Consider the following 23,126-nt stretch of genomic DNA (forward strand, 5'->3'; position numbering starts at 1 on the left):
GGCGGGCGTTGCCTCACATCCCGCAGATTACAAATCAAGCGAAAGAAGGTTTGAAAGATGGCGAAGGCAAAATTCGAGCGGAACAAGCCGCACTGCAACATCGGCACCATCGGTCACGTTGACCATGGCAAGACCACCCTTACGGCTGCCATCACCAAGGTCATGGCCGAGGCATTCGGCGGCGAAGCCGTTGACTTCTCGAACATCGACAAGGCTCCGGAAGAGCGCGAGCGTGGCATCACCATCTCGACCGCACACGTCGAGTACGAGACCGATGCCCGTCACTACGCGCACGTCGACTGCCCGGGTCACGCTGACTACGTGAAGAACATGATCACCGGTGCTGCCCAGATGGACGGCGCTATCCTGGTCGTGAACGCTGCTGACGGCCCGATGCCGCAGACCCGCGAACACATCCTGCTCGCGCGCCAGGTCGGCGTGCCGCAGCTGGTCGTGTATATGAACAAGGTCGACCAGGTCGATGACGAAGAGCTCCTCGAGCTCGTCGAACTCGAAGTGCGCGAACTGCTCTCGTCGTACGACTTCGACGGCGACAACATCCCCGTCGTCAAGGGTTCGGCTCTGGCCGCTCTCGAAGGCCGTGACGACAACATCGGCAAGGAATCGATCCTGGCTCTGATGAAGGCTGTTGACGACTTCATCCCGCAGCCCCCGCGTCCCACCGACAAGTCGTTCCTGATGCCCGTCGAAGACGTGTTCTCGATCTCGGGTCGTGGTACGGTTGTGACCGGCCGCGTCGAAACCGGCATCGTCAAGGTCGGTGAAGAAGTCGAAGTCGTCGGTATCCGCGACACGCAGAAGACCACCGTCACCGGCGTCGAAATGTTCCGCAAGCTGCTCGACCAGGGTGAAGCCGGCGACAACATCGGCGCGCTGGTTCGTGGCCTGAAGCGTGAAGACGTTGAGCGTGGCCAGGTTCTCGCCAAGCCGGGCACCGTGACCCCGCACACCGAGTTCTCGGCTGAAGTTTACGTTCTGTCGAAGGACGAAGGCGGCCGTCACACGCCGTTCTTCGCGAACTACCGTCCGCAGTTCTACTTCCGCACCACCGACGTGACCGGCGAAGTGATCCTCCCCGAGGGCACCGAGATGGTCATGCCGGGCGACAACGTGTCGCTTTCGGTCAAGCTGATCGCTCCGATCGCCATGGACGAAGGTCTCCGCTTCGCAATCCGCGAAGGCGGCCGCACCGTCGGTTCGGGCGTCGTTGCCAAGATCACGAAGTAATTCGTCGATCTTCAGCTTCGGCTAAGTGATTGGCCCGGCGTCTCGAAAGAGACGCCGGGCTTTTCGCGTTTATGGAGGCCGGGCCAGGGGGAGGGGAAGGGGCAGGCGGGCGCCGTTACCGCGCCCGCAGCTCGCCCTGCGCGATCTTCCACGCATCTGAGCCCTTGGGTGCTTCGGGAATGGATGCGAGGTCGATGTAGTAGACGGGGTCCGGCACGCGGCCGAATGGTATGGTGATGCAGGGACCGAGGCAGCCGGGCAGGTTCCAGAGGTCCGGCGGATAGGCCGCGCCGGTGCGCGTGCTTTCGTCCACGCTTTTCGATGGCGGGACGCGCTGGTTGGTGCCGTCGCCGCCGTGGGAGCAGACGACGATCGTGCCATCGTTACCGCCATTGCTGGAGCGGGCGGCATCACGGCAGGCGTCGTCCACGTCGCCACCCCCGGCGTCGGGCATGGCGGCGTGGGCGGTGAGCACGTCGGTGTCGTCGAGATCGATCGGGAGCCTCGTTCCCCCGAGATCGCTGGCGGGATCGGTGACGGGACCGTAGGCGGAACCGCCGGCTGCGGCTGCGGCGGCACCCGGCGTCAGGCATGCGAGAGTCAGCGCGGCAAGCACGCTGGAAATTGTCGTGGAGATGGAGGACATTGAAGCGGCTTCTGTTAGGCGTCGCCATGCCAAGGTAGGATGCGGATCGGGCGCAGGGAAGGGCGGATGCGACGAACCGCGTCTTCTGCTTCCTGAAAGCCCGCCGAATATCGTGAAATCAGCGCTTGCCCGACTCGCGTCCACCGTGTAGGGGCGCGGTTCGAATTTGACGGGACTTCTGGTCCTATGGCTCTTTCTCATCGGTAGTAGGTAATGGAAGCTCAGAACATCCGTATCCGCCTGAAGGCGTTTGACCATCGCGTGCTCGACCAGGCCACTGGCGAAATCGCTGACACGGCTCGCCGCACCGGCGCTCTGATTCGTGGGCCCATTCCCCTGCCGACGAAGATCGAGAAGTTCACGGTCAACCGTGGTCCGCACATCGACAAGAAGTCGCGTGAGCAGTTCGAAGTCCGCACCTACAAGCGCCTGCTTGACATCGTGCAGCCGAACGCAGCTACCGTCGACGCGCTGATGAAGCTCGACCTGGCTGCCGGCGTGAACGTCGAGATCAAGCTGGCCTAAGCCGGTTTGCGGGGCTGCCATCGGCGGCCCCGACAGTCTTTTGATCGGACTTTAAACGATCGGTGAAATTCGGATCCTCGGATCCAAATTACCTTGTCGGCCCCCATGGCCGGCTTTGCAGGCAACAGCCTGCAGAGACAGCGCCCCGGACAAACGGTTCGGGGACACAAGGGATACCTCCGCTGCCTTCTTTCGGGAAGGCGTCGGGAATGCGTCCCCCGTCTCGTTTCCGCGGCCCATGATGGGCTTGCAGGGAACACCTGACCCGGACGGGGTTCGTATCATAACAGGGTTGGACACGCGTACGAGGGATGGTCCTGCGTACGCCTCTGTAAGGAGAAAGGTCATGCGTACAGGCGTGATCGCCAAGAAAGTCGGGATGACCCGCCTGTTCCAGGAGGACGGTCGCCACGTGCCCGTCACTGTCCTGGCACTTGAAGACTGTCAGGTGGTTTCGGTTCGTACTGCTGATCGTGACGGCTACGTCGCGGTTCAGCTCGGTGCGGGCGAAGCAAAGCAGAAGAACGTTGCCAAGCCGCAGCGCGAACACTTCGCCAAGGCTCAGGTTCCCCTGAAGATGCGCGTCGCGGAATTCCGCGTCGCCGACGACGCCCTTCTGGAAGTCGGCGCCACGATCGCTGCCTCGCACTTCGTGCCCGGCCAGCTGGTCGACGTAGGCGGCCACACCCAGGGCAAGGGCTTCCAGGGCGCCATGAAGCGCTGGGGCTTCGGCGGTATGCGCGCCACCCACGGTGTTTCGATCTCGCACCGTGCGCACGGTTCGACGGGTAACCGTCAGGATCCGGGCAAGGTGTTCAAGAACAAGAAGATGGCCGGCCACATGGGCGACCGTCAGCGCACCCAGCAGAACCTCGAAGTCGTCCGCGTGGACGACGAGCGTGGCCTGATCTTCGTCAAGGGCTCGGTCCCCGGTTCGAAGAACGCCTGGCTCACCGTGTCGGACGCCGTCAAGGTCGACCGTCACGCCGAGGCTCCGTACCCCGCCGGCATCAAGTCGGCCAGCAACACCAATGATACGGCCGCTGCCGTGACCCCGGCCGAAGCCGCGGCTCCCGAAGCGACCGAAGGCCAGGAGGGCTAATCATGAAGGTTCAGGTCCTCAACATCGACGGTTCGGCCGCCAACGCCGACATCGAGCTTTCGGACGACGTGTTCGGCCTCGAGCCGCGCGCGGACATCCTGCACCGCGTCGTTACCTGGCAGCTCGAAAACCGTCGCGGCATCGCCCGTGCGACCCGCGAGCGTTCGGAAGTTGCCCGTACCGGCAAGAAGTTCGGTCGCCAGAAGGGCGGCGGTACTGCCCGTCACGGCGATCGCGCTGCTCCGGTGTTCATCGGCGGTGGTAAGGCTCACGGTGCTCGTCGCCGCGAGTTCAACATCTCGCTGAACAAGAAGATCCGTGCACTCGGTCTGAAGATGGCTCTCTCGGCCAAGGCTCAGAACGGTCTCGTGATCGTCGACTCGCTCGACGTTTCCGACGCCAAGACCAAGGCGCTTGCCGGCCAGCTCGCCAAGGCGAACTTCGGCAAGAAGGTTCTCGTCATGGACGGTGAGCAGGTCAACGAGGGCTTCGCCCTGGCTGCCCGCAACATCGTCGGCGTGAACGTGCTCCCGGCTGTCGGCGCGAACGTCTACGACATCCTGAAGCACGATACGCTGGTGCTGACGCGCGCCGCTGTCGAAAAGCTGGAGGCGCGTTTCAATGGCTAAGAGCAACGTGGATATCCGTCATTTCGACGTGATCCTCTCGCCCCACATCACCGAGAAGTCGACCCTGCTTTCCGAGCAGAACGCAGTCGTCTTCAAGGTTGCTGACAAGGCGACCAAGCCCGAGATCAAGGCCGCCGTCGAAGCTCTGTTCGACGTCAAGGTCACCGGCGTGAACACGCTGGTCGTCAAGGGCAAGACCAAGCGCTGGCGCGGTAAGGCTTACCGCCGCAGCGACGTGAAGAAGGCGATCGTCACGCTGGCCGAAGGCCAGTCGATTGACATCACCGAAGGCGCGCGGGGTTAATTCCGATGGCACTTAAGAAGTACAACCCGACCAGCCCCGCCCGCCGCGGCCTGGTCCTCGTCGACAAGTCGTCGCTCTGGAAGGGCAAGCCCCTCAAGGCGCTGACCGAAGGCAAGAGCAAGACCGGCGGCCGCAACAACAAGGGTCATGTCACCTCGCGTGGCATCGCCGGTGGTCACAAGCAGAAGTACCGCTTCATCGACTTCAAGCGTCGTAAGTGGGACATGGAAGCGACCGTGGAGCGTATCGAATACGATCCCAACCGCACCGCTTTCATCGCGCTCGTGAAGTACACCGACGGTGAACTGACCTACATCATCGCGCCGCAGCGTCTCGCCGTTGGCGACGTCGTTGTCGCCGGCGAAAAGACCGACGTGAAGCCCGGCAACGCCATGCTTCTGTCGCAGATGCCGGTCGGCACGATCTGCCACAACGTCGAGATGAAGCCCGGCAAGGGTGGTCAGATCGCCCGTTCGGCAGGCACCTATGTGCAGGTCGTCGGTCGTGACCGCGGCATGGTCATCGTTCGTCTGAACTCGGGCGAGCAGCGCTACCTGCGTGGCGATTGCATGGGCACCGTTGGCGCCGTGTCGAACCCCGACAACGCCAACCAGACCCTCGCCAAGGCCGGTCGTGGTCGTTGGCTGGGCCGTCGCCCGCTGACCCGCGGTGTTGCCAAGAACCCGGTCGACCACCCGCACGGTGGTGGTGAAGGCCGTACCTCGGGCGGCCGTCACCCGGTCACTCCGTGGGGCAAGCCGACCAAGGGCGCTCGTACCCGCAACAACAAGCAGACGGACAAGATGATCATCCGTTCGCGCCACGCCAAGAAGAAGAGGTAAGACACGATGGCACGTTCCGTCTGGAAAGGCCCCTTCGTCGACCTGTACCTTCTCAAGAAGGCCGAGGTCGCGCAGGATGCCGGTGCAAAGGCTTCTCCGATCAAGACCTGGTCGCGTCGCTCCACCATCCTTCCGCAGTTCGTTGGCCTGACCTTCCAGGTCTACAACGGACACAAGTTCATCCCTGTCTCGGTCAACGAGGACATGGTCGGCCACAAGCTCGGTGAATTCGCGCCCACGCGCACGTTCCCCGGCCACGCTGCCGACAAGAAGGGCAAGCGCTAATGAGCAAGCAGGCAGCACCCCGCCGCGTTGGCGAGAAGGAAGCTCTTGCGGTCGGAACCACCATTCGTGGTTCCGCCCAGAAGCTCAACCTCGTCGCCGCCCTTATCCGTGGCCGCAAGGCCGAGGACGCGATGAACATCCTGGCCTTCTCCAAGAAGGCGATGGCCCAGGACGCCCGCAAGATCCTCGCTTCGGCGATCGCGAATGCGGAAAACAACCACAACCTCGACGTCGACGCGCTCGTCGTCGCCGAGGCGTCGGTCGGCAAGTCGATCACCATGAAGCGTTTCCACGCTCGTGGTCGCGGCAAGTCCACCCGTATCCTCAAGCCGTTCTCGCGCCTGCGGATCGTCGTTCGCGAAGTCGAGGAGGCCTGAGCCATGGGTCACAAGAGCAATCCGATCGGTCTGCGTCTGCAGATCAACCGTACCTGGGACAGCCGCTGGTTCGCGGAAGGCCGGGACTACGGCAAGCTGCTTGAGGAAGACCTCAAGATCCGCAAGTTCATCATGGAAACCGTGCCCCAGGCTGCGGTCTCCAAGGTGGTCATCGAGCGTCCGGCCAAGCTGTGCCGCATCTCGATCTACGCAGCCCGTCCCGGTGTGATCATCGGCAAGAAGGGTGCGGACATCGAGAAGCTGCGCAAGCAGCTTGCGACCATGACCGGCAGCGAAGTGAAGCTGAACATCGTCGAAATCCGCAAGCCGGAAATCGATTCGAAGCTCGTCGCCCAGGGCATCGCCGATCAGCTGATCCGCCGCGTTGCGTTCCGCCGTGCGATGAAGCGCGCCGTTCAGTCGGCTCTTCGTCTCGGCGCCGAAGGCATCAAGATCACTTGCGGTGGTCGCCTTGGTGGTGCGGAAATCGCGCGTACCGAATGGTACCGTGAAGGCCGCGTGCCGCTTCACACCCTGCGTGCCAACATCGACTATGCCGAAGCCGAGGCGCTGACCGCCTATGGCATCATCGGCATCAAGGTCTGGATCTTCAAGGGCGAAATCCTTGGCCACGACCCGATGGCGCAGGACCGCCTGATGATGGAGGCGCAGACCTCCGGCGTGCGTCCGGCACGCGATGACCGCAGGAACTAAGAGTCATGCTGCAACCGAAGAAGACCAAGTTCCGCAAGGCCTTCAAGGGCCGGATCAAGGGTGATGCCAAGGGTGGCACCGACCTGAACTTCGGCTCGTACGGCCTCAAGGCCCTCGAGCCGGAGCGGATCACCGCCCGCCAGATCGAAGCGGCTCGCCGCGCGATCACGCGTCACATCAAGCGCCAGGGCCGTCTCTGGATCCGCGTTTTCCCCGACGTGCCGGTTTCGAAGAAGCCTGCTGAAGTCCGTCAGGGTAAGGGCAAGGGTTCGGTCGAATACTGGGCTGCCCGCGTCAAGCCGGGCCGCATCCTGTTCGAACTGGACGGCGTCGCTGGCCCCCTCGCAGCCGAGGCTTTCAGCCGCGCTGCGATGAAGCTGCCGATCAAGACCAAGGTCGTGGCTCGCCTCGGCGACACCTCGCACCTTGGCGGCGAGTAAGGAAGTCGAATCATGGCTAACAAGATCGAAGACCTTCGCGCCAAGACCGACGACCAGCTCACCGCTGACCTCGTCGATCTGAAGCGCGAGCAGTTCAACCTGCGGTTCCAGGCCGCGACCAGCCAGCTTGAAGCGCCCGCGCGCATCAAGCAGGTGCGTCGTGACATCGCCCGCATCAAGACGCTCCAGGCCGAGCGTGCGGCGCAGGCCTAAGGAGGAAACACGATGCCCAAGCGTATTCTGATCGGGACCGTCGTTTCCGACAAGACCGACAAGACCGTGACCGTGCTGGTCGAGCGCAAGGTGAAGCACCCCCTTTACGGGAAGATCATCCGTCGCTCGAAGAAGTACCACGCTCACGACGAAGACAACGCCTTCAAGACCGGCGAACGCGTCCGGATCGAGGAGACGAAGCCCTTCTCGAAGACCAAGACCTGGAAGGTTCTTGACCGTCTTCAGGCGAGCAAGGGTACGGCGCTCGAAGCCGAGGTATAAGATTCTGACCGGCCATGTCCTTGAGATATGGCCGGTTCGATCTGCCTCGGCCTCAGGGCCGGACAAGAGTGTTGACCTTCGCGGGTGAATGCGGCAAATGGCCGCACTTCGCCCGTCGGGGCGACTCGGGCCCCTCGTGGGCCTGTCTTTTTAGGAACTGCCGGACTTGTTCCGGCAAGCCAGTTGAGAAGGACTCGGATCGATGATCCAGATGCAATCCAATCTCGACGTCGCGGACAACAGCGGCGCAAAGCGCGTCCAGTGCATCAAGGTGCTGGGTGGCTCTAAGCGTCGTTTCGCAGGCGTCGGCGACATCATCGTGGTGTCGGTTAAGGAGGCGCAGCCCCGCGCTCGCGTCAAGAAGGGCGACGTTCACCGTGCGGTGATCGTGCGTACCCGCAAGGACGTCCGTCGTACCGACGGCAGCGTCATCCGCTTCGACAGCAATGCGGCGGTGCTCATCAACAAGAACGAGGAGCCGATCGGCACCCGTATCTTTGGCCCCGTCGTGCGCGAGCTTCGCGGCAAGGGCTTCATGAAGATCATCTCGCTTGCTCCGGAGGTGCTGTAATGGCTGCCGCGAAGATCAAGAAGGGTGACGCCGTCGTCGTCCTGTCCGGCAAGGACAAGGGCCGCACCGGCACCGTGCTTCAGGTTCTCCCGAAGGACGCCAAGGTCGTGGTCGAGGGCGTGAACGTCGCGACCAAGCACCGCAAGCCGACCCAGCAGAACCCGCAGGGCGGCATCGAGCGCGTTCCGGCTCCGATGGCGATCAGCAAGGTTGCTGTGGCCGACAAGGACGGCAAGCCGACCCGCGTTCGCTTCGAAACCAAGGACGGCAAGAAGGTCCGCGTGGCCGTGAAGTCCGGGGAGACCATCGATGGCTGATCAGTACACTCCGCGTCTGCGTTCGAAGTACGACGCTGAAATCGCGAAGGCGATGACCGAAAAGTTCGGTTACAAGAACGTGATGGAAGTGCCGAAGATCGAAAAGATCACGCTCAACATGGGCGTCGGTGAAGCGAGCCAGGACAAGAAGAAGGTCCAGACCGCCGCAGCCGAGATGGAAGCCATCGCCGGCCAGAAGCCCGTCATCACCAAGGCCCGCAAGTCGATCGCACAGTTCAAGCTGCGCGAAGGCATGCCGATCGGCTGCAAGGTGACGCTCCGTCGTGAGCGCATGTACGAGTTTCTCGACCGTCTCGTCACCATCGCAATGCCTCGCATCCGCGACTTCCGTGGTCTGAACCCGAAGTCGTTCGATGGTCGCGGCAACTACGCGATGGGTCTCAAGGAGCAGATCATCTTCCCGGAGATCAGCTACGACAAGATCGAGAAGGTGCGTGGCATGGACATCATCGTCACCACCACCGCGAAGACCGACGAAGAAGCACGTGAACTGCTTCGTCTGTTCGGTTTCCCGTTCCCGGCTGAAGAGTCGGAACAGAAGGAAGCGGCGTGAGCCGCTGAGGAAGAGAGCTTAAGTCCATGGCGAAACTGAGTTCCGTGAACAAGAACGAGCGCCGCAAGCAGCTCGTTAAGAAGTATGCAGGCAAGTACGAACGCCTCAAGGCGATCGCTGACGATGAATCGCTCGACGAAACCGAGCGTCTCATTGCTCGCCTGAAGCTGGCCGAGATCCCGCGCAACGGCAACCCGACCCGGGTTCGCAACCGTTGCGCCACGACCGGCCGTCCGCGCGGTTATTACCGCAAGTTCGGCCTGTGCCGCGTCGAGCTGCGTGATCTTGCCAACAAGGGCATGATCCCCGGCGTGACCAAGTCGAGCTGGTAAGGGTTAGAAGCAATGGCATTGACCGATCCCCTGGGTGATATGCTCACCCGCATCCGCAACGGCCAGCAGGCGAAGAAGGACACCGTCCTTTCTCCCGCCAGCAAGCTGCGTGCGCGCGTGCTCGAAGTTCTGCAGCGTGAAGGTTACATCCGTGGTTTCAGCGATGACGCCACCGGTGCCCACCCGCAGCTGCGCATCGAGCTGAAGTATTTCGAGGGCGAGCCCGCTATCAAGCACATCGCCCGCGTCTCCAAGCCTGGCCGCCGCGTCTACTCGGGTTCGAAGGAACTCCCGGTTGTGCGCAATGGTCTCGGCATCACCATCGTCTCGACGCCGCGCGGCGTGCTCTCGGATGCCGAAGCACGTTCGCAGAACGTCGGCGGCGAAGTGCTGGCGGAGGTGTTCTAATGAGCCGCATCGGCAAGAAGCCGGTTGTGATCCCTGGCGGGGTCACTGCCGCCATCGATAACGGCACCCTCTCGGTGAAGGGGCCTAAGGGCACCCTCACCCTGGGTATGTCGGACCTCGTGACTTACGAAGTCGAAGAAGGTGCGATCGCCGTTCAGCCTGCCAACCAGACCAAGGCTGCCCGCAGCCACTGGGGCATGCAGCGTACCCTGGTCTCCAACCTCGTGGAAGGCGTTACCAACGGCTTCACCAAGGTTCTCGAGATCAAGGGCGTCGGCTACCGCGCAGCCGCTCAGGGCAAGAACCTGAAGCTGCAGCTCGGCTACTCGCACGACGTCGACATCGCCGTGCCGGAAGGCATCGAGGTCAAGACCCCGGATAACACCACGGTCGAGATTTCGGGTATCGACAAGCAGAAGGTCGGCCAACTCGCGGCCGAAATCCGTCGCTGGCGCAAGCCCGAGCCTTACAAGGGCAAGGGCATCAAGTACCGCGGCGAATTCATCTTCCGCAAGGAAGGGAAGAAGAAGTAATGGCCAAGCTTTCCCTTTTCGAGCGCCGTCGCCGGCGCGTCCGTACCGCGCTCAAGGCGCGTTCGGGTGGTCGTCCCCGTCTGTCGGTGCACCGCACCGGCCGTCACATCTATGCGCAGATCATCGACGACGCGCAGGGCCATACCGTGGCTGCCGCCAACACGCTTGGCGCCAAGGGCACCGACACCGATGCCGCAGTCCGCGTTGGCAAGGAACTCGCCGAGGCCGCCAAGAAGGCGGGCATCACCTCGGTCGTGTTCGACCGTGGCGGTTTCCTCTTCCATGGCCGCGTCAAGGCGCTGGCCGAAGCCGCCCGTGAAGGCGGGCTGGAGTTCTGATCATGGCTGACGAAAACAACAACGAAGCGCCGATCGCGGCCGAACACCCCCAGGGTGGCGACGCGCAGGAGACTCGTGAAGGTCGTGGCCGTGGTGGCCGTGGCCGTGGCGAACGCGGTGAGCGTGGCGGCCGTGGCCGTCGCGACGACCGTCGCGGTGGCCGGAACGAGGAAGAGCAGGGCGAGGAGCTGATCGAGAAGCTCGTCCACATCAACCGCGTTTCGAAGACCGTGAAGGGCGGCAAGCGCTTCGGTTTCGCTGCTCTCGTCGTCGTTGGCGACGGCAAGGGCCGCGTCGGCTTCGGCCACGCCAAGGCTCGCGAAGTTCCCGAGGCAATCACCAAGGCCACTGCTTCTGCAAAGAAGAAGATGGTTCGCGTGCCGCTCAAGGAAGGTCGCACCCTTCACCACGACGGCCGTGGCCACTTCGGCGCCGGCAATGTGAACGTCCGCACGGCTCCGGCCGGTACGGGCATCATCGCCGGTGGTCCGATGCGCGCGGTGTTCGAGAGCCTGGGCGTCGCTGACGTCGTCACCAAGTCGGTGGGCACCTCGAACCCGTACAACATGATCCGCGCCACCTTCGACGCGCTGACCAACCAGACTTCGCCGAAGTCGGTTGCCCAGCGTCGTGGCAAGAAGGTCGCCGACCTGCTCGGTCGCGGTGGCGTCAGCGAGGCAGAGGCTGAAGCCGCTGCCGAAGCCATCGTGGAGTAAGTCTCATGGCGAAGATCAAGATCAAGCAGATCGGTTCGCCGATCCGTCGCCCCGAAAGCCAGAAGAAGATCCTCATCGGTCTTGGCCTCGGCAAGATGCACAAGGTCGTCGAGCGCGAAGACACCCCGGAAGTCCGTGGTGCGATCGCCAAGCTGCCGCACATGGTTGCGGTGGTCGACTGATCGACCTGCCTCAGGCACGATAAGCGGAAGGGGCCTCGGCGGAAACGCCGGGGCCTTTTTCTTGTCGGCATTCCGCTCATCCGGCAGGAGTTTTGGCTCGATGCGATGCCATCGCTATCGAGCAGGCGTGATCGAGGCAGCGCAAAATCTGTGCGAGGGCGTGTCTGTGGCTCCCCTTCCGCCCCCGACTTGTGCTAAGCGCGGCCCGATCTGGATTTCCCTGGGGGATACTTTGCTTCGCAGGACCATCGCGGCCTCTACTCTGTGCCTGGCCGCCCTCACTGTCGCTTCTTGTGACGGCAGCGAGCCGAGCGACAACGGCGAGACATATGTGCAGGAGAGCCCGGCGGCCGAGCCGGCCTGCAACGACCCGCTGGCGGATCCCGCAACGCTGGAGCGGGATCGACTGGCGGACCGTGCGCTCAAGTCGCTGTTGGCGAGCGGACAGGCGGACCCGGTGGCGGAAGCCCGCAAGGCCGCGGCTGCCGGAGATTTTCGTCTTGTCGCTGCCGTGACGCTGGACGGCATCGATACCAGCGAATTCGGCGCGCAATGCGTACTGGCCGGAGGTCTGTCCCCGCGCATGGCGCGCGTGGTGACCTACTTTGGCGACGATGCGACGGCCACGCCGACGCCTTCGGCAGTCGGCACCGAAGCGGCGGGGGAGGGTGAAGATCGGCTCGGCGATTTTGCCCGGTCCTTCAACCAGACGTTGATCGCCGACGCGGCCTATCCCTATCGCGACGTTTGCCGGGCGATCCCGCAGGCGGAGGAAGAGGCTGGAGCACAAGGCGAACCAGCGGAAGATGCGAAGGACAAGGACGCAGCGCCGCGTCCCAAGCTGGCTTCGGGCCGGTCCTACGGTTATGCCGACCTTGGTCCCCTGCCGGAGAACGCGACGCTTGCAGACGCGGCGCGTCGCGGAGACGTGCGGGCACTGCGGCGCATTCTGGGGTCGGCGCCCTCGGCCGAGGCCACGGGTGATGCGCTCGACGCCCCGAAAACGATCGATTCGCCCGACCTGTTCGGCATGACGCCCTTGGCCTGGGCGATAGCCTATCGCCGTGAAGCCGCTGCCCGGTACCTGCTGTCGCAGGAGGCGAGTCCATCCGGAGCGCAATGTCAGGCTCTGGTCGATCGCGATTCGCCCATGCAGATCGCGCGGGCGAAGGGATGGGCGGCCATGGTTCTGCGGATGAAAAGCCTGGTTCCCGAGCAGGACTACGCCGCGCTCGCGGAAGATCCGGCTCTGCCCGACGGCAACAAGGCGGCTTTCAATGGCGAACTGGCAAAACTGGGCGAGCGTTACGGGGATGTGTTCAACAAAGACGTGATGACGCGCCATGAACTGAAGTTCACCGTGGACCCGAGCGGCCGAATCAAGACGTGCAGCTTCGAGCCCAGGACCGTATCGCCGGAATTCGATGCCGATATCTGCAAGCTCGGGCGCGACCAACTGACCTGGAAACCCGCCCGCGATACGGAAGGGCGCGCTGCCTCGGGCGACGCAAAACTCGTGATCCGCCTGCGCGGCAGCTGAAATCGCTTTACAGGGATTGTCGTCTTGAACGGGATTCAGGCGTGACATTGCGCGGCGTTTCGCTTATGGGGCCGCCTTCCTATCAGCGCGACCAAAAGCGAAAGCGAGTGCACGACTATGAAACTGAATGATATCCGCGACAACGCCGGCGCCCGTCACCGTCGTATCCGCGTCGGCCGTGGCATCGGCTCGGGCAAGGGCAAGACTGCCGGCCGTGGCCAGAAGGGCGCGAAGGCACGCTCGGGCGTTTCGATCAACGGCTTCGAGGGCGGCCAGATGCCGCTTCACATGCGTCTTCCGAAGCGCGGCTTCTCGAACAAGAAGTTCGCCAAGGACTACGCAGAAGTGAACCTCGGCATGATCCAGAAGGCGATCGAAGCCGGCAAGCTCGACATTTCGGGCGTTGTCGATCACGCCGTTCTCCAGGCCGCCGGCCTGGCCCGTGGCGGCAAGGACGGCGTGCGCCTCCTCGCCAAGGGTGAACTGACCGAGAAGGTCGAGTTCAACGTTGCCGGCGCTTCGAAGAGCGCTGTCGCCGCGGTCGAGAAGGCCGGTGGTTCGGTGATCCTTCCTGCCAAGGAAGCCGTCGAGGCCTGAGGCATCGCAATCGCGATATGCACATAAGGAGAGGGCGGGCGCCATGCGCTTCGCCCTCTCTTTGTTCAGACTGGTGCTATCATCCGGGCTTGTTGAGGTTGCGGGTCTTTCAGGACCGGCAAGAAAGTCTATATGAGCGGACCAGAACCGGGGTTCGACAAGCCTTCGCGCAGTCGCTAAGGCTGGACCCGAACCGACTATCGAGGCTTTACAAATCGTCATGGCTTCACGCGCCGACAATATCGCCAGCACTCTGAGCCTGGCCAATTTCTCGAAGGCGACCGAGCTCAAGAACCGAATCTGGTTCACGATCGGCGCGCTGATCGTTTTCCGATTCCTGAGCTTCGTTCCGCTGCCCGGCGTTAATCCGCTGATTCTCTCGCAGCTCTACAGCAAGACCCAGGGCGGCATTCTCGACCTGTTCAACACGTTTTCGGGCGGCTCGCTTTCGCGCATGAGCTTGATCGCGCTGGGCGTGATGCCTTACATCACCAGCTCGATCGTGGTGCAGTTGGCCGCCTCGCTTCACCCGGCGCTGGTGGCGCTGAAGAAGGAAGGCGAGGCCGGACGCAAGAAGCTGAACCAGTATACGCGTTACGGCGCGGTTCTGCTTTGCGCGATCCAGGGCTGGTTCCTGGCGGTGAGCCTGGAAGCCTACGGAGCATCGAGCGGCCTTCAGGCGGTTGTCGATCCGGGCCTCCTGTTCCGCGTCGGCGCAGTAATTTCGCTGGTTGGCGGCACCATGTTCCTGCTCTGGCTGGGCGAACAGATCACTTCGCGCGGCATCGGCAACGGTGTGTCGCTGATCATCATGGCGGGTATCGTCGCGCAGATGCCGACTTTCGCCAGCAACGTCGGCCAGGCCTACAGCGCCGGTGACACGGGATCGCTGCTGATCATCTCGCTGATCGTGCTGATCGTGCTGATGATCCTGATGATCTGTTTTGCAGAGCGCGCGCAGCGTCGTCTGCTGATCCAGTACCCGAAGCGCGCGACCCAGCGTGGCATGATGCAGGCCGATCGCAGCCATCTGCCGCTGAAGATCAACACCGCGGGCGTGATCCCGCCGATCTTCGCCAGCTCGCTGCTGCTGCTGCCCCTGACCATCACGCAGTTCGCCGGCAACTCGCTCAATCCAGAATCGACTGGCGGCAAGATCGTGATCGCGCTCAACCAGTACCTGGGCCACGGCAAGCCGCTTTACATGCTGCTCTACGCGGCCGGCATCATCTTCTTCTCGTTCTTCTACACAGCCGTCGTCTTCAATCCTGAGGAAACGGCCGAGAACCTGAAGAAGAACGGCGGCTTCATCCCCGGCATCCGTCCGGGCAAGAACACCGCCAACTATCTCGATTACGTGCTGACCCGCGTGACTGTGATCGGCGCGATCTACCTGACGATCGTCTGTACCGTCCCCGAGTATTTCCTCTCGATGACCGGTCTGCCGCTGCTGTTCATGGGTGGGACCAGCCTGCTGATCGTCGTCAACGTCACTGTCGACACGATCACCCAGATCCAGTCGCACCTGCTGGCACACCAGTACGGCGACCTGATCAAGAAGGCGAAGTTGAAGGGACGTCTGCGCTGATAGCGCATCCAGGGACAGATGAGGGGTAAGGCGTGAATATCATCCTGTTGGGCCCGCCGGGGGCGGGCAAGGGAACTCAGGCGCAGCGTCTGGTCGATCGGCGCGGCATGCGCCAGCTTTCGACCGGCGACATGCTGCGCGCCGCCGTGAAGGCCGGGACGCCCACCGGGCTTGAGGCCAAGGCGGTGATGGAGCGTGGCGAACTGGTTTCGGACGCGATCGTCTCGGCGCTGATCGGTGACGAACTCGATGCCATGGGCCCGGAAGCCGGCGCCATTTTCGACGGCTATCCGCGCACTGCGGCGCAGGCGGCATCGCTCGATGAAATCCTGGCGGCACGCGGTCGCAAGCTCGACAAGGTGATCGAACTGGAAGTAGACGAGGATGCGCTGGTGGAGCGGATCACGGGACGCTTCACCTGTGCATGCTGCGGCAAGGGCTATCACGACACCTTCGAAAAGCCGAAGGTGGACGGCGTCTGCGACAAGTGCGGAGGCACGGAGTTCAAGCGCCGGCCCGACGACAACGCCGAGACGGTGCGTACCCGTCTTGCTGAATATCGCGCGAAGACGGCGCCTATCCTGCCGATCTACGAAGCGCGCGGCATTGTCGGTAAGGTCGACGGAATGGCCGACATGGATGAAGTGACCGCCGCGATCGAGGCCGTTCTCAAGGCCTGATCGTTTCGGACGTTGCGAATTATGGAAGGCACCGTGTCGCCTTGGGCGGCGCGGCCTTTTTCCGTAAATGGGGGCGAAGGCCATGTTGCTGCGGGAATTGTCGTTTCTTTGACTATGCCCTGCCGATGCGGTACATCGTTGCCGCACGCAGCTCTCCCCGCGCGATATCGCGCAGTGGGATGGAGCGGCGGCGGCTTTGCAAGCGTTGACACGTCTTGCGAATCGTCCTATGCGCGCCATTCACTCAAAAAGGGTTCGGCAAGTCCGGGTGGCAATGGCACCGAGCGTGCCGCCGACCGGGCCTTTTTGTCATTTACGCTTTCTGGGTGAAGCGTTGAGATAGGGCTCGTCCCTTTGGGCGCTCCCTGTGGAGCATGGAGATTTAAGTGGCTCGTATTGCCGGGGTAAACATCCCCACCAACAAGCGCGTTATCATCGCGCTCACCTACATCCATGGTATCGGTCGTACCAAGGCTCTCGAGATCGCCGACAAGCTCGGTATCGATCACAGCCGTCGCGTTCAGGACCTGTCGGACGCAGAAGTCCTTCAGATCCGCGAAACCATCGACGCCGATCACACGGTTGAAGGTGACCTTCGTCGCGAAACCGCGATGAACATCAAGCGTCTCATGGACCTCGCTTGCTACCGTGGCCTGCGTCACCGCAAGGGTCTGCCGGTTCGTGGCCAGCGCACGCATACCAATGCGCGCACCCGCAAGGGCAAGGCCAAGCCGATCGCCGGCAAGAAGAAGTAAGCCGCTGGGGCCGAGCGATCGGCCCGGTTGGTTTCCCTCAGCGATTTTTCGACAGGATACACGGATATGGCACGCGAACCTCAGCGCGTTAAGCGCCGCGAGCGCAAGAACATCACGAGCGGCATTGCGCACGTGAATGCAAGCTTCAACAACACCATGGTGACCATCACCGACGCCCAGGGCAACGCGATCTCGTGGTCCTCGGCCGGCATGATGGGCTTCAAGGGCAGCCGCAAGTCGACTCCCTACGCCGCCCAGGTTGCTGCCGACGATGCCGGCAAGAAGGCTGCCGAGCACGGCGTGCGCACCCTCGAAGTCGAAGTCAAGGGCCCGGGTTCGGGCCGCGAGAGCGCCCTGCGCGCCCTCCAGGCTGTCGGCTTCACCATTACCTCGATCCGCGACGTGACGCCGATCCCGCACAACGGCGTTCGTCCGTCGAAGCGCCGCCGCGTCTGATCGAGCTAATACGGACGGCGAACCGGTCGCCGTCCGACTTCGGAACGTCCCGGGCCTTTCCACCAGGCTGCGGGACGTAACCGCCATCACTCCCAGGGGAAGTCCATGACTGTCAACATCAAGAACTGGCAGGAACTCAAGAAGCCGAACAGCCTTGAGATCAAGCCGGGACCCGACCCCAAACTGAAGGCGACGTTCGTTGCCGAACCGCTGGAGCGTGGCTTCGGTCTGACGCTCGGCAATGCGCTGCGCCGCGTGCTGCTCTCCTCGCTTCAGGGCGCCGCGATCACCTCGATCAAGATCGAGAACGTGCTGCACGAATTCTCGTCGCTTGCCGGTGTGCGCGAGGACGTCACGGACATCGTCCTGAACGTCAAGCAGATTGCTCTCAAGATGCAGGGTGAAGGCCCGAAGCGTCTCCAGCTCTCGGCCACGGGTCCGGCGGCTGTGAAGGCTGGCGACATCGCCGTCTCGGGTGACATCGAGGTCATGAACAAGGACCTCGTGATCTGCCACCTCGACGAAGGTGCGACGCTCAACATGGAACTGACCGCCGACACCGGCAAGGGCTATGTCCCCGCCGTGTCGAACCGTCCGGTTGACGCGCCGATCGGTCTGATCCCGGTCGACTCGCTCTACTCGCCGGTCCGCCAGGTCAGCTACAAGGTCGAGAACGCCCGTATCGGCCAGGAACTCGACTTCGACAAGCTGAGCCTGACCGTCGAGACCGACGGCACCGTGGCTCCTGAAGACGCCGTGGCTTATGCCGCGCGCATCCTGCAGGACCAGCTGGCGCTGTTCGTCCACTTCGAGGACATCGCTCCGGTTGGTCAGTCGCCGATGATCGGCATGGCCGCCAGCGGCGCTGCCGCCTCGGAAGAGAGCGACACCAACCAGCTCAACCGCTACCTTCTCAAGAAGGTGGACGAGCTGGAACTGTCGGTCCGTTCGGCCAACTGCCTCAAGAACGACAACATCATCTACATCGGCGATCTGGTTCAGAAGACCGAAGCCGAGATGCTGCGCACGCCGAACTTCGGCCGCAAGTCGCTCAACGAGATCAAGGAAGTCCTTTCGTCGATGGGCCTGCGGCTCGGCATGGACATCCCGGGCTGGCCGCCCGAGAACATCGAAGAGATGGCCAAGAAGCTGGAGCAGGAACTGCTCGGCTGATCGGCTCTCCCGATACCGAATTGAAAAGGGCTCCGCAGCGATGCGGGGCCCTTTTTCATTTCTGCTGGCCTGATATCGCTTTCAGGCAAAAGAACCGGAGAGGATCGAAATGACGCGCCTGGTGGTTCTCTCCGGTTGTTCTGGCGGAGGAAAGTCCACTTTGCTTCTGGAGTTGCAGCGGCGAGGCTTCACATGCGTGGCTGAGCCCGGTCGCCGCATTGTTGCCGAAGAACTCGAAAGCGGTGGTGGTGCGCTGCCGTGGGTCGACATGGCGGCATTTGCCCGGCGCGCCATGGCGATGGCTCTCGCCGATCTTGCTGCGGTTGAAGGTGCCTCCGGGCCGGTCTTTTTCGACAGAAGTCTTGTCGATGCCGCTGCCGCGCTGGAACATGTGTCAGGGCTTCCCATGCTGGGGCGGGTGGCGGAGACGCGATACGATGATCGCGTTTTCATGGCGCCGCCGTGGCCGGAATTATATCGGCATGACGCGGAACGGCGGCATGGGTTCGAGGATGCTGTCGCAGAGTATGAGCGATTGCGGGATGCATATTCGGCCCTGGGTTATCGGATCGAATTGCTTCCGAAGGCAGGCGTAGCCGAGCGCGCGGATTTCGTGCTGGAGCGGGTGCATGTCGCGTCGATGGAATGACCAAATCGCGCGGCGGGGACGGTCAACCTTGACTCTTCCCCCGTTTTCGTCTTGAGGGCAGCGCTTCACACGAAAGTGAATCGGCTTTGGGCGGTGGCTGCACCACATCGCCCGGCAGGCAGTACCTGAAACGGCTGCCTGACAAACAGGAAGAAAGACATGCGTCACAAACATGGTCAGCGCAAGCTGCAGCGCACCTCCGGTCACCGCGCCGCCCTGCTGCGCAACATGGCCGCTGCTCTCATCAAGCACGAGCAGATCCAGACCACCACGCCCAAGGCGAAGGAACTGCGCCCCTACCTCGAAAAGCTGATCACGCTCGCGAAGCATGGCGGCCTTTCGAACCGTCGTCTGGCGCACGCCCGCCTGATGGACGAAGCTCAGGAAGCGAAGCTCTTCGAAGTGCTCGCCGAGCGTTATGCCGGCCGCAACGGCGGTTACACCCGCATCATCAGGGCCGGTATCCGCGCTTCGGACGCCGCTCCGATCGCGATCATCGAACTGGTCGACCGCGACACCTCGGAAAAGGGCAAGGACTCGGGTCCGGTCCTGACCGAAGAAAACGAATACGCCGAAGCCTGATAGGTTGAAGCAGGTCGCTTTCCACACGGAAGGCGGACCAGACATTGCAAGGGCGGTCGCGAGTGCTAGGCTCGCGGCCGCTTTTGTTTTTTGGTTTCAGGGGAATGGAATGCCTTGGATGGGCAGGCTCGGCGGAGCCCGAGGTGCGATCGCGCATATTACGACTTTGAGCTTGCTTGCAGCCATGCCGGTATCGGCGAAGACGGTGGCCACGATGAACTATCCTGAAACGCGCCGCGACGACGTGGTGGAGACTTTGTTCGGAGAGCGGATCGTCGATCCGTACCGCTGGCTTGAGGCGGACGTCCGGCACGACGCGAAAGTGGCCGATTGGGTCGATCGCGAATCGCGCTTCACCGAAACCTATCTGAAAACCCTGCCGCAGCGGGGATGGTTCAAGCAGCGTATCAGCGCGCTCATGGATTTCGAGCGTTTCGGCCTGCCGGTGAAGGCGGGGAACCGCTATTTCTACACGCGGAACACGGGCCTTCAGAACCAGTCGCAACTTTTCGTGCGCGAGGCTCTTCACGGCAAGCCGCGGATGCTGCTCGATCCCAATGCCTGGGCCAAGGACGGCGCGACCGCGCTCGATGCTTGGGAGCCTTCGCAGCAGGGCCGTTACCTGCTTTACAGCGTGCAGGACGGGGGCAGCGACTGGCGCGTGCTTCATGTGATGGACGTGGCCAGCGGAAAGGTTCTGCAAGACGAACTGCGCTGGGTTAAGTTCAGCGCGCTTGCCTGGATAGGCGATGAAGGCTTCCTCTATTCGCGCTTCCCGGCGCCGGAGGAAGGCGCCGCGTTTCAGAGCCTCAACTACAACCAGGCAATCTATTTCCACCGCCTGGGCACGCCGCAGAGCGCCGACGAGCTGGTCTACGCGACGCCGGACCATCCGGATTACGGCCATTCGGCGGAAGTCAACCAGGACGGGCGGCTCGCGGTCATCACCTCGCACATCGGCACGGATTCCCGTTACGAGGTGCGGGTCATCGAGCTGGGCAAGAAGGGCAAGGAGCGTTGGGCCGCGCGTCCGATCGTTTCCGGGTTCAAGGACGACTGGCGCCTCGTCGAAGGCGCGGGACAGAAACTCTGGTTCGTGACCAACGAAAGCGCGCCGCGCTATCGCCTGGTGAGCTTCGACCTGGCTGCAACCGATCCCGCGTTCACGGAGATCGTGCCGCAGCGTGAGGACATTCTGGAGAAGGCCGGGATCGTCGGCCGCCAGCTCGTGCTCAACTATATGCGCGATGCTGCCAGCCATGCCGAGATCGTCGGGCTCGATGGCAAGCCGGGCAGGGCGTTGGCGCTGAACGGTATCGGCACGGCTTCCGGTTTTCGCGGCAAGCCCGGCGATCCGGAGACGTTCTACTCGTTCACCAGCTTCAACCGCCCGGCGTCGATCTTCCGGATGAACCTCGACACCGGCGCTTCGGAGCCGTTCGCCGAACCGGCGATGGACTTCGATCCTGCGGAGATCGTGGTGGAGCAGCGCTTCTACGCGTCGAAGGACGGAACGCGCGTGCCGATGTTCCTCGTTCGCCGCAAGGATGTGGCGAAGGCCGGCAAGCCGGTTCCCACACTGCTCTACGGTTACGGCGGCTTCGACATCTCGCTCACGCCGGGCTTCTCGGCAAGCCGCATGGCCTGGGTTCAGGCGGGCGGCGCTTTCGCGATGGCGAACTTGCGCGGCGGCGGCGAATATGGCCGCGCCTGGCACGATGCCGGACGCAGGGCCAACAAGCAGAACGTCTTCGACGACTTCATCGCCGCGGGCGAGTACCTCAAGAGCGAAGGCATCGCCGCGAAGGACGGCCTTGCGATCCAGGGCGGATCGAACGGCGGTCTTCTGGTCGGGGCGGTGCTCAACCAGCGGCCCGATCTTTTCGCTGCCGGGGTTCCGCAGGTGGGCGTGATGGACATGCTGCGGTTCGATCGCTTCACGGCGGGCCGCTATTGGGTGGACGATTACGGCTATCCGGATCGCGAGGCGGACTTCAAGGTGCTGCGCGCCTATTCGCCCTATCACAATATCAAGGCGGGTAGCGATTATCCCGCGATCCTCGTGACGACGGCGGATACTGACGACCGCGTGGTGCCGGGCCACTCGTTCAAGTATGCGGCAGCGCTTCAGGCGGCACCGCTGGGCGACAAACCGCACCTGATCAGGATCGAGACGCGCGCGGGGCACGGTTCCGGCAAACCGACCGACAAGGTGATCGAGGAAAGCGCGGACGTGCTGTCCTTCATCGCGCAATGGACGGGGCTGAAGGTTTCCGAATGATTCCGAGCCGGACTCCGTAACGAGAGGGTTGCGTTCGGCGCTGAATGCCGGACTATGGCATGGTTCGCGGGTCGCTTTGAGCGGCCGACCGAAAGGGAGCGCCGAACCATGCCGACAGTCTTTTCAAGATACCTTCGCGGGCTTCCGTTGGTCGTCGCCATCTGGGCCGCGAATCCGGCCATGGCCCAGAACGATCGTTTCGCGGCCGATCCCAGGCTGGACAACAAGCCCGATGCCTACGGGGTCAGTTCCCGGCAGGCGGCGCATAAATGCGTGGCTGCGGCCGAGCAGGCGGCCAAGGCGGCCGGGTTCACGGGCATCGAGGTGATCGGCATCAAGTCCGTGGAGGGCAAGCCGGACGGATACGAGATCGAAGGATGGGTCCGTGTCGGCGGCGGCGGTCCCGCATGGCGGGAAAATGTGCCGGCGCGTGGCTCGTTCGAATGCGAGATTGCGCGCGGCAGGATCGTGGACCTCGATTTCGACGAGATCGCTGGCCTCTAGGGAAAGGCCTCGGTCGCACTTTCGGATGTGCGCCCCACGCCTTTAGCTGGATCCGTCAGTCCGCGCCTTCGTGGGCGGGAAGCCCGAGCGACCAGTGGATGGCGGCGCCGCGCAGCGCAAAGCCGGCGCTTGCCGCCAAGGCCCAGGACAGCGTCGCGGGGAAACCCATGGCCAGGCTCGCTGCGGCGATGGCCGCCGTAAGGGCGCCCGCAGTCACGTAGAGTTCCGGCCGCATCAGGATGGAAGGCTGTCCTGCCAGGACGTCGCGGATGATGCCGCCGACGCACCCGGTCACTACCCCCATGACCATGGCGGGCACGGGCGGGACGCCCCAGGCCATGGCCTTCACCGTTCCGAACCCGGAATAGACGGCAAGCCCCACGGCGTCTGCCCATTCGAGCAGGTGTCCCTTCCACCAGCGGACCGGCGTGAACCAGGCCATGATCGCCACGGCCAGGCAGACCGGCACGACGAACGGATCGCGAACCCAGAACACCGGCGCGCCGATCAGCAGATCGCGCAAGGTGCCCCCGCCCACGCCGGTCATCAGCGCGAAGAACGCCACCGTGACGAACGTCTGGCGCAATTGTGCCGCGGAGAGGGCGCCGGTGAGTGCGAAGACGGCAATGCCCAGAATGTCGAAGGCGGCAGGCAGGGCGGGAGAGTCGGGCGGAATGATCGTGGGCATGCGCCGCCATAGCCCGATCTCGAACGAAGCGGCAGCGAAAGCTTGAGGGCAGCGT

Annotated in this window: 34 protein-coding genes; 32 read left to right on the plus strand and 2 right to left on the minus strand. The window is 63.1% G+C overall.

Translation table 11 applies throughout. From position 1 onward, the window contains the following. Positions 1–57 precede the first annotated feature (57 nt). The gene (gene tuf, locus ACI3K3_RS02135) at positions 58–1,248 is read left to right on the plus strand and encodes an elongation factor Tu (RefSeq protein ID WP_404911722.1); all 1,191 of its coding nucleotides are present in this window, start codon (positions 58–60) and stop codon (positions 1,246–1,248) included. A gap of 115 nt (positions 1,249–1,363) precedes the next feature. On the opposite strand, the gene ACI3K3_RS02140 is transcribed toward tuf, so the two are convergent. Continuing rightward, positions 1,364–1,894: a hypothetical protein gene (locus ACI3K3_RS02140; protein ID WP_404911723.1), complete on the minus strand. Its 531-nt coding sequence runs from the start codon at positions 1,892–1,894 to the stop codon at positions 1,364–1,366. A gap of 213 nt (positions 1,895–2,107) precedes the next feature. Here ACI3K3_RS02140 and rpsJ point away from each other — a divergent pair, with 213 nt between their 5' ends. From rpsJ to ACI3K3_RS02295, 31 genes are all read left to right on the plus strand, one after another. Then, the gene (rpsJ, locus tag ACI3K3_RS02145; protein WP_007011873.1) at positions 2,108–2,419 is read left to right on the plus strand and encodes a 30S ribosomal protein S10; all 312 of its coding nucleotides are present in this window, start codon (positions 2,108–2,110) and stop codon (positions 2,417–2,419) included. Positions 2,420–2,765: 346 nt separating this feature from the next. Further along, a complete protein-coding gene (rplC, locus tag ACI3K3_RS02150; RefSeq protein WP_132263823.1) occupies positions 2,766–3,521 on the plus strand; it encodes a 50S ribosomal protein L3 in 756 nt (251 codons plus the stop codon). A 2-nt stretch (positions 3,522–3,523) separates the two neighbouring features. Further along, a complete protein-coding gene (gene rplD, locus ACI3K3_RS02155; RefSeq protein WP_404911724.1) occupies positions 3,524–4,150 on the plus strand; it encodes a 50S ribosomal protein L4 in 627 nt (208 codons plus the stop codon). Next, on the plus strand, positions 4,143–4,454 hold the full coding sequence (locus ACI3K3_RS02160; protein WP_313435402.1) for a 50S ribosomal protein L23: 312 nt from the start codon (positions 4,143–4,145) through the stop codon (positions 4,452–4,454). The genes rplD and ACI3K3_RS02160 overlap by 8 nt, the downstream gene beginning before the upstream one ends. 5 nt (positions 4,455–4,459) lie before the next feature. Then, positions 4,460–5,296 (plus strand): 50S ribosomal protein L2, encoded by an 837-nt coding sequence (gene rplB / locus ACI3K3_RS02165; RefSeq protein WP_132263819.1) that lies wholly within the window; start codon positions 4,460–4,462, stop codon positions 5,294–5,296. A gap of 6 nt (positions 5,297–5,302) precedes the next feature. Beyond that, a complete protein-coding gene (rpsS, locus tag ACI3K3_RS02170; protein ID WP_021233442.1) occupies positions 5,303–5,581 on the plus strand; it encodes a 30S ribosomal protein S19 in 279 nt (92 codons plus the stop codon). Then, entirely contained in the window at positions 5,581–5,958 is a 378-nt protein-coding gene (rplV, locus tag ACI3K3_RS02175) for a 50S ribosomal protein L22 (protein ID WP_086490052.1), read from the plus strand. The genes rpsS and rplV overlap by 1 nt, the downstream gene beginning before the upstream one ends. A gap of 3 nt (positions 5,959–5,961) precedes the next feature. Then, on the plus strand, positions 5,962–6,672 hold the full coding sequence (gene rpsC / locus ACI3K3_RS02180) for a 30S ribosomal protein S3 (RefSeq protein ID WP_404911725.1): 711 nt from the start codon (positions 5,962–5,964) through the stop codon (positions 6,670–6,672). 5 nt (positions 6,673–6,677) lie between these two features. Beyond that, positions 6,678–7,112 (plus strand): 50S ribosomal protein L16, encoded by a 435-nt coding sequence (gene rplP, locus ACI3K3_RS02185; RefSeq protein ID WP_021233439.1) that lies wholly within the window; start codon positions 6,678–6,680, stop codon positions 7,110–7,112. A gap of 12 nt (positions 7,113–7,124) precedes the next feature. Continuing rightward, positions 7,125–7,325 carry a 50S ribosomal protein L29 gene (gene rpmC / locus ACI3K3_RS02190; protein ID WP_313435396.1) on the plus strand — a complete coding sequence of 67 codons (201 nt, stop codon included), beginning with the start codon at positions 7,125–7,127 and terminating at the stop codon, positions 7,323–7,325. Positions 7,326–7,337: 12 nt separating this feature from the next. Then, a complete protein-coding gene (gene rpsQ / locus ACI3K3_RS02195) occupies positions 7,338–7,607 on the plus strand; it encodes a 30S ribosomal protein S17 (RefSeq protein ID WP_021233437.1) in 270 nt (89 codons plus the stop codon). Positions 7,608–7,809: 202 nt separating this feature from the next. Continuing rightward, positions 7,810–8,178 carry a 50S ribosomal protein L14 gene (gene rplN, locus ACI3K3_RS02200; protein WP_086490050.1) on the plus strand — a complete coding sequence of 123 codons (369 nt, stop codon included), beginning with the start codon at positions 7,810–7,812 and terminating at the stop codon, positions 8,176–8,178. Then, entirely contained in the window at positions 8,178–8,495 is a 318-nt protein-coding gene (gene rplX, locus ACI3K3_RS02205) for a 50S ribosomal protein L24 (RefSeq protein WP_404911726.1), read from the plus strand. Before rplN ends, rplX begins: the two co-directional genes overlap by 1 nt. Beyond that, complete coding sequence (gene rplE, locus ACI3K3_RS02210; RefSeq protein WP_086490048.1) at positions 8,488–9,069, plus strand: 50S ribosomal protein L5; 582 nt, start codon at positions 8,488–8,490, stop codon at positions 9,067–9,069. Before rplX ends, rplE begins: the two co-directional genes overlap by 8 nt. Positions 9,070–9,095: 26 nt before the next feature. Beyond that, positions 9,096–9,401, plus strand: coding sequence for a 30S ribosomal protein S14 (gene rpsN / locus ACI3K3_RS02215; protein ID WP_313435390.1), 306 nt, complete (start codon positions 9,096–9,098; stop codon positions 9,399–9,401). A 12-nt stretch (positions 9,402–9,413) separates the two neighbouring features. Beyond that, positions 9,414–9,809 (plus strand): 30S ribosomal protein S8, encoded by a 396-nt coding sequence (gene rpsH / locus ACI3K3_RS02220; protein ID WP_021233432.1) that lies wholly within the window; start codon positions 9,414–9,416, stop codon positions 9,807–9,809. Then, the gene (gene rplF / locus ACI3K3_RS02225) at positions 9,809–10,342 is read left to right on the plus strand and encodes a 50S ribosomal protein L6 (RefSeq protein ID WP_404911727.1); all 534 of its coding nucleotides are present in this window, start codon (positions 9,809–9,811) and stop codon (positions 10,340–10,342) included. The genes rpsH and rplF overlap by 1 nt, the downstream gene beginning before the upstream one ends. Then, on the plus strand, positions 10,342–10,680 hold the full coding sequence (gene rplR / locus ACI3K3_RS02230; protein WP_021233430.1) for a 50S ribosomal protein L18: 339 nt from the start codon (positions 10,342–10,344) through the stop codon (positions 10,678–10,680). The genes rplF and rplR overlap by 1 nt, the downstream gene beginning before the upstream one ends. Before the next feature lie 2 nt (positions 10,681–10,682). Beyond that, complete coding sequence (gene rpsE, locus ACI3K3_RS02235) at positions 10,683–11,396, plus strand: 30S ribosomal protein S5 (protein WP_404911728.1); 714 nt, start codon at positions 10,683–10,685, stop codon at positions 11,394–11,396. Between the two features lie 5 nt (positions 11,397–11,401). Further along, complete coding sequence (gene rpmD / locus ACI3K3_RS02240) at positions 11,402–11,578, plus strand: 50S ribosomal protein L30 (RefSeq protein WP_132263804.1); 177 nt, start codon at positions 11,402–11,404, stop codon at positions 11,576–11,578. Between the two features lie 232 nt (positions 11,579–11,810). Beyond that, entirely contained in the window at positions 11,811–13,118 is a 1,308-nt protein-coding gene (locus tag ACI3K3_RS02245; protein WP_404911729.1) for a hypothetical protein, read from the plus strand. A 117-nt stretch (positions 13,119–13,235) separates the two neighbouring features. Further along, entirely contained in the window at positions 13,236–13,715 is a 480-nt protein-coding gene (rplO, locus tag ACI3K3_RS02250) for a 50S ribosomal protein L15 (RefSeq protein ID WP_404911730.1), read from the plus strand. Between the two features lie 220 nt (positions 13,716–13,935). After that, on the plus strand, positions 13,936–15,303 hold the full coding sequence (secY, locus tag ACI3K3_RS02255) for a preprotein translocase subunit SecY (RefSeq protein WP_313435375.1): 1,368 nt from the start codon (positions 13,936–13,938) through the stop codon (positions 15,301–15,303). Between the two features lie 32 nt (positions 15,304–15,335). After that, complete coding sequence (locus ACI3K3_RS02260) at positions 15,336–15,983, plus strand: adenylate kinase (protein ID WP_404911731.1); 648 nt, start codon at positions 15,336–15,338, stop codon at positions 15,981–15,983. A 386-nt stretch (positions 15,984–16,369) separates the two neighbouring features. Then, positions 16,370–16,738: a 30S ribosomal protein S13 gene (rpsM, locus tag ACI3K3_RS02265; protein ID WP_021233423.1), complete on the plus strand. Its 369-nt coding sequence runs from the start codon at positions 16,370–16,372 to the stop codon at positions 16,736–16,738. Positions 16,739–16,804: 66 nt separating this feature from the next. Continuing rightward, entirely contained in the window at positions 16,805–17,194 is a 390-nt protein-coding gene (gene rpsK, locus ACI3K3_RS02270; RefSeq protein WP_132263794.1) for a 30S ribosomal protein S11, read from the plus strand. Between the two features lie 105 nt (positions 17,195–17,299). Next, positions 17,300–18,367 (plus strand): DNA-directed RNA polymerase subunit alpha, encoded by a 1,068-nt coding sequence (locus tag ACI3K3_RS02275; RefSeq protein WP_404911732.1) that lies wholly within the window; start codon positions 17,300–17,302, stop codon positions 18,365–18,367. A gap of 109 nt (positions 18,368–18,476) precedes the next feature. Further along, positions 18,477–19,016 carry an AAA family ATPase gene (locus ACI3K3_RS02280; protein ID WP_404911733.1) on the plus strand — a complete coding sequence of 180 codons (540 nt, stop codon included), beginning with the start codon at positions 18,477–18,479 and terminating at the stop codon, positions 19,014–19,016. A gap of 159 nt (positions 19,017–19,175) precedes the next feature. Continuing rightward, entirely contained in the window at positions 19,176–19,598 is a 423-nt protein-coding gene (gene rplQ, locus ACI3K3_RS02285) for a 50S ribosomal protein L17 (protein WP_404911734.1), read from the plus strand. Between the two features lie 184 nt (positions 19,599–19,782). After that, positions 19,783–21,879 (plus strand): prolyl oligopeptidase family protein, encoded by a 2,097-nt coding sequence (locus ACI3K3_RS02290; RefSeq protein ID WP_404911735.1) that lies wholly within the window; start codon positions 19,783–19,785, stop codon positions 21,877–21,879. Between the two features lie 108 nt (positions 21,880–21,987). Next, on the plus strand, positions 21,988–22,383 hold the full coding sequence (locus tag ACI3K3_RS02295) for a hypothetical protein (RefSeq protein ID WP_404911736.1): 396 nt from the start codon (positions 21,988–21,990) through the stop codon (positions 22,381–22,383). A gap of 55 nt (positions 22,384–22,438) precedes the next feature. Here the strand turns inward: ACI3K3_RS02295 and ACI3K3_RS02300 are convergent, their stop codons facing one another. Beyond that, positions 22,439–23,071, minus strand: coding sequence for a trimeric intracellular cation channel family protein (locus tag ACI3K3_RS02300; RefSeq protein WP_404911737.1), 633 nt, complete (start codon positions 23,069–23,071; stop codon positions 22,439–22,441). Positions 23,072–23,126: the final 55 nt, after the last annotated feature.

The sequence above is a fragment of the Novosphingobium sp. ZW T3_23 genome (genome assembly GCF_044987305.1).
In the GTDB taxonomy this organism is placed as follows: domain Bacteria; phylum Pseudomonadota; class Alphaproteobacteria; order Sphingomonadales; family Sphingomonadaceae; genus Novosphingobium.

Coding starts and splice junctions, on each gene's coding strand:
- tuf (WP_404911722.1), top strand. CDS start 58: ATGGCGAAGGCAAAATTCGAGCGGAACAAGCCGCACTGCAACATCGGC.
- ACI3K3_RS02140 (WP_404911723.1), bottom strand. CDS start 1,894: ATGTCCTCCATCTCCACGACAATTTCCAGCGTGCTTGCCGCGCTGACT.
- rpsJ (WP_007011873.1), top strand. CDS start 2,108: ATGGAAGCTCAGAACATCCGTATCCGCCTGAAGGCGTTTGACCATCGC.
- rplC (WP_132263823.1), top strand. CDS start 2,766: ATGCGTACAGGCGTGATCGCCAAGAAAGTCGGGATGACCCGCCTGTTC.
- rplD (WP_404911724.1), top strand. CDS start 3,524: ATGAAGGTTCAGGTCCTCAACATCGACGGTTCGGCCGCCAACGCCGAC.
- ACI3K3_RS02160 (WP_313435402.1), top strand. CDS start 4,143: ATGGCTAAGAGCAACGTGGATATCCGTCATTTCGACGTGATCCTCTCG.
- rplB (WP_132263819.1), top strand. CDS start 4,460: ATGGCACTTAAGAAGTACAACCCGACCAGCCCCGCCCGCCGCGGCCTG.
- rpsS (WP_021233442.1), top strand. CDS start 5,303: ATGGCACGTTCCGTCTGGAAAGGCCCCTTCGTCGACCTGTACCTTCTC.
- rplV (WP_086490052.1), top strand. CDS start 5,581: ATGAGCAAGCAGGCAGCACCCCGCCGCGTTGGCGAGAAGGAAGCTCTT.
- rpsC (WP_404911725.1), top strand. CDS start 5,962: ATGGGTCACAAGAGCAATCCGATCGGTCTGCGTCTGCAGATCAACCGT.
- rplP (WP_021233439.1), top strand. CDS start 6,678: ATGCTGCAACCGAAGAAGACCAAGTTCCGCAAGGCCTTCAAGGGCCGG.
- rpmC (WP_313435396.1), top strand. CDS start 7,125: ATGGCTAACAAGATCGAAGACCTTCGCGCCAAGACCGACGACCAGCTC.
- rpsQ (WP_021233437.1), top strand. CDS start 7,338: ATGCCCAAGCGTATTCTGATCGGGACCGTCGTTTCCGACAAGACCGAC.
- rplN (WP_086490050.1), top strand. CDS start 7,810: ATGATCCAGATGCAATCCAATCTCGACGTCGCGGACAACAGCGGCGCA.
- rplX (WP_404911726.1), top strand. CDS start 8,178: ATGGCTGCCGCGAAGATCAAGAAGGGTGACGCCGTCGTCGTCCTGTCC.
- rplE (WP_086490048.1), top strand. CDS start 8,488: ATGGCTGATCAGTACACTCCGCGTCTGCGTTCGAAGTACGACGCTGAA.
- rpsN (WP_313435390.1), top strand. CDS start 9,096: ATGGCGAAACTGAGTTCCGTGAACAAGAACGAGCGCCGCAAGCAGCTC.
- rpsH (WP_021233432.1), top strand. CDS start 9,414: ATGGCATTGACCGATCCCCTGGGTGATATGCTCACCCGCATCCGCAAC.
- rplF (WP_404911727.1), top strand. CDS start 9,809: ATGAGCCGCATCGGCAAGAAGCCGGTTGTGATCCCTGGCGGGGTCACT.
- rplR (WP_021233430.1), top strand. CDS start 10,342: ATGGCCAAGCTTTCCCTTTTCGAGCGCCGTCGCCGGCGCGTCCGTACC.
- rpsE (WP_404911728.1), top strand. CDS start 10,683: ATGGCTGACGAAAACAACAACGAAGCGCCGATCGCGGCCGAACACCCC.
- rpmD (WP_132263804.1), top strand. CDS start 11,402: ATGGCGAAGATCAAGATCAAGCAGATCGGTTCGCCGATCCGTCGCCCC.
- rplO (WP_404911730.1), top strand. CDS start 13,236: ATGAAACTGAATGATATCCGCGACAACGCCGGCGCCCGTCACCGTCGT.
- secY (WP_313435375.1), top strand. CDS start 13,936: ATGGCTTCACGCGCCGACAATATCGCCAGCACTCTGAGCCTGGCCAAT.
- rpsK (WP_132263794.1), top strand. CDS start 16,805: ATGGCACGCGAACCTCAGCGCGTTAAGCGCCGCGAGCGCAAGAACATC.
- ACI3K3_RS02275 (WP_404911732.1), top strand. CDS start 17,300: ATGACTGTCAACATCAAGAACTGGCAGGAACTCAAGAAGCCGAACAGC.
- ACI3K3_RS02280 (WP_404911733.1), top strand. CDS start 18,477: ATGACGCGCCTGGTGGTTCTCTCCGGTTGTTCTGGCGGAGGAAAGTCC.
- rplQ (WP_404911734.1), top strand. CDS start 19,176: ATGCGTCACAAACATGGTCAGCGCAAGCTGCAGCGCACCTCCGGTCAC.
- ACI3K3_RS02290 (WP_404911735.1), top strand. CDS start 19,783: ATGCCGGTATCGGCGAAGACGGTGGCCACGATGAACTATCCTGAAACG.
- ACI3K3_RS02295 (WP_404911736.1), top strand. CDS start 21,988: ATGCCGACAGTCTTTTCAAGATACCTTCGCGGGCTTCCGTTGGTCGTC.
- ACI3K3_RS02300 (WP_404911737.1), bottom strand. CDS start 23,071: ATGCCCACGATCATTCCGCCCGACTCTCCCGCCCTGCCTGCCGCCTTC.